The organism is Protofrankia sp. CiP1_Cm_nod3 (assembly GCF_982290655.1).
Map to the genome: position 1 here is coordinate 1 of NZ_CEVIVD010000259.1, position 3580 is coordinate 3580.

Consider the following 3580-nt stretch of genomic DNA (forward strand, 5'->3'; position numbering starts at 1 on the left):
TTACTACGCCAACGCCAACCGCTACCCCTGGACCCCCGCCCACGACCGCACCCCGGCCGTGCAGGCCCCGGTCGGCCTCACCCTCGTCACCTACGAGAACCCGCCCGGCATCCACACCGCCGCCGAGCGGGTCCAGGCGTTCACGACCGGCCCGCAGGCCGGCTGGTTCAACCACGTCAACGTCAACGCCCACGACCACGGCGGCCACTTCATCCCCTGGGAGAACCCCGACGCCTGGGTGAACGACCTGCGCCACACCTTCCACGGCCGCAGACCCTGAACGACACCAGCCACATCTCAGCCACATCCGGCGTCCTGACGCTGACCAACAACCACGATCCACCGCTCGGAGCGGCCAAGTGGCGGGATGGTTGGCCAACCCGCCTTGTGTGATCTAGCCGGGGGGAAGACATTCGGGACATGCACCCGGTGGTCGACGTCGTGCTGGAACCCGGTCTGCGCTACACGGAGACGATCGAGTCGGGTGCGGGTAACCGGTCCGTGCGCTACTGCCGGCTGGTGGCAAACCAGGACACGCCCGTCGGCGAGTTGGAGGTGCATTCCTTCCGGTGGCGGTTCGGCGCCGTGGCCGTCGACGCCGAGGGTATCGGCGGGGTGGAGATCCAACCCTCCTTCCGCCGGCGTGGCCACATGGGCCGGCTTCTCCGCCAGGCGCTGGACGGCATGTCACGGCGGGTGAACGTCGCCACGGTTTCCAGCGGCATCCAGGGCGTGTACGAGAAGTTCGGCTTCGTCACGTCCGTTGCCGAGGGCCACCTGGACATGCGCGTTCGCGACCTCGAACGCGCCGCTGCCGCCGCTGCGCCGGCTGCTGCACGCGTCCGGCCCGGCTCGACCGGGGATCTACCGGCCATGGTGAACCTCTACAACGCGACGCACGCCCAGCGGCCGTGGACGCACGAACGCCCCGCGTACTGGAACCGTCTGGTACCCCAGACGACATGGCGACCGGGCTCGGAGATCCTCGTCGTGGAAGCCGAGGGGACGCTCGCGGGATACGCGATCGTGGCGGGCCGGTCGTTCGGCGATAGCTACTTCGGGCTGACTGTCCAGGAGATGGCGGCCCGCGACACGAGTATCGCCCTGTGCCTGCTCGCCGACATCGCCAGGTCCGCCTGGGAGCTGCGGGTCAGCGAGTTTCGGGTGCGGGAGCCGTTGGACGGCGTCGTCGGGCGGCTCGCGCGGCGCCTGGGCTGCGCCTACCAGCAGGAGTTCCCGCCGACCGGCGGGATGATGGCCGCGATCCTGAACCGATCCGAGCTGCTGGCCACGCTCGAACCGGAACTCCGGCGCCGGGACCGCGGTACCGCCGCCGTCGACGCCGCGATGGACGAACTGGCAGGCGGCGAGCTCATCCCCGACAGCGGGCTTCTGGTCCGCCTGCTCCTCGGATACTCCTCGGCCGCTGACGTGTCGGCATTCACGGCGAGCATCCCCGAACGTCACCGGCGAACATGCTCGGCGTGGTTTCCGGGTGGCGGCACCGCGAAGCTGCCGGTGCCCTACGCGCACACGCTGGACCGGTACTGAATCGCCTCGGTATCGCACGCGTCCGGCCAGCTACGACGACGGTCGACGCGCCGCCGGTGGCCAACAAGATCGTTGCCAGGCGCGGCGACCGGTCATGATCCGGCGGTCCCTGCAAGTGCGCTGACGATCGACGGCTACAGCCAGGAAGAAATCGTCGAACTACTCGGTGAGACGACCATCCGTGCGGTCGAGGGAGTGCTCTACCGGTGGAGGACCAAGGAGCAGAAGCGCCTGCGCAACGGAGGTGACAGCGGTGGACAACATCGGGTGATCTGCTGTCCGGTCTGGCCGGGCAGAATCAGGGCCGTGACGTCGCCCGCGCCGGACTGGCCGCGTGCCGAACGGCTCGACGCCGAACGCGTCGTCGAGGCGGTCGCCGCCAGCACCGGCATTCGTCTCCTCGTGGAGGGTCCGTGTCCGGGAGGCCAGGTCGGTGCCGCGTACGTGCGTGGGCCCGGCGGCCACCGGTCGGTGCTCACCTGGCGGCCGAACACCACCCTGGCGGACCTGCGTGCCGGTCCCCTCGCCGTCGTGGAGACGCTGCGAACCGCCGGATACCCGGCTCCCGCCGTCGAGCTGGCGGTCCAGGTCGGTCCGGCCGTCGCGCTCGTCCAGGAACGCCTACCCGGCCAGAAGATCGACTATCTGACGCATCGGCTTCTGGACCGGCTGCTGGACCTCAACGGCCTGCAGGCGGGCGCCCTGTCGGGGCGGGCGGACGTGCCGCCGGTCCGGCTTCACCTGCGCCACGACGGTCCGGGCTACTGCCTGCACGAGCCGCTGCGGCGCCATAGTCGGCGGGCCGCCGCCCTGGAGCGGTGGGTGCTCGCCGTGGCGGATGCCTATCCCGACGCTCTGCCGGGTGAGGATGCCGTGCACGTCGACTTCCATCCCGGCAACGTCCTCGCGGTCGCCGGCCGGGTGACCGGAGTGGTTGACTGGGACGGCGCCGGGCGGGGCGATCGTCGCCTGGACCTGGTGACGCTGCGCTTCGGCGTCCACCCACAATTCGCCGAGCCTGGCGTCCTCGAGCGCATCGATGAGATCGTCGATGCGCTGCCCGACGGGGTCGTCCGTCCGGCGTGGGCGCATCTGAGCCTGCGCATGGTGGACTGGGCCGTCCGGCACTTCGCGGCCGACGAGGTCGACCGCTGGCTCGACCTGGCCGACAGCCGCCTGGACTGAACGCGGCGCCTGGGCCGAACGCCAAGGACATCCACTTCCACCGGGCCGGATTCGATGACGCCGGGCCGGCTGGAACAGCAAAGGGCAGGCGGTCGCGACTGGCCGTTGATCTGACATCGGGATCGAGTGCCGGCGGGCGGACCAGCCACCGTCGGGTCTGCCGACTTAACGGTGTATGTGATCTTGTTGGGGTTACTTCCTACCGGCGGTCAGGCGTCCGTCGAAAGTCACGTCGAATGCATTCAATGCGCTTTTCCACTTGTTCGACCAGCGGGTGCGGGCGGTGCCGGTGGGATCCAGAGCCATGGTGGCCGGGTAGAGACACTTCAAGGCGGCCCGCTCGGCAGGCGGTATCCGCGCCGTCAGGACGCGTTGCCGGCGCCCGAGTGGGCCCTCGTCCTCGTTCAGAAGTGAACTGCCCCGGGTTCCCTGAGCATGCTGAGGACGGGCGCCGAGAGCGTCCCCGGCTCGTCTGAGCGACGGCCGCCATCCTCGGCGTCGGCGATCCAGCCGCGGCACGCGTAGCCCGGCAAACCGCCAAGATTGCCCACACGGCAGCGCAAGCGGGACAGCAGGCGCCCTGTTCCCGCAGGAGTTCGTTGGCGTCCCAGTACGACAGGTTGTAGCGGAGGTATCAGGGGCCGCCAGCACGGTCACTTCCGGTGGGAACTGGAAGCCGGTGAACTCCGAGGCGGGGATCAGTGAACGGGCAGGGTGTCGGCGCATCCGCCCGCCTTTTCTGATCAAGAAACCGGTGAACGCACCAGGCCCACCAGGCGTCTCACGTCACCCACATGACGGTCACTCCAAGTCGCGAACTGCGAGGGCGCGCCGGTCTCACGGG

General features: G+C 69.6%; 2 protein-coding genes and 1 pseudogene. All 3 read left to right on the plus strand.

Annotated features, from left to right (window positions below):
* Positions 1 to 280, plus strand: a pseudogene (locus tag AC5LUJ_RS23890) (epoxide hydrolase); the annotation flags it as partial.
* Between the two features lie 140 nt (positions 281 to 420).
* Positions 421 to 1551 (plus strand): GNAT family N-acetyltransferase, encoded by a 1131-nt coding sequence (locus tag AC5LUJ_RS23895; RefSeq protein WP_250291093.1) that lies wholly within the window; start codon positions 421 to 423, stop codon positions 1549 to 1551.
* 72 nt (positions 1552 to 1623) lie between these two features.
* Positions 1624 to 2736: a phosphotransferase gene (locus AC5LUJ_RS23900; protein ID WP_250291091.1), complete on the plus strand. Its 1113-nt coding sequence runs from the start codon at positions 1624 to 1626 to the stop codon at positions 2734 to 2736.
* Positions 2737 to 3580 lie beyond the last annotated feature (844 nt).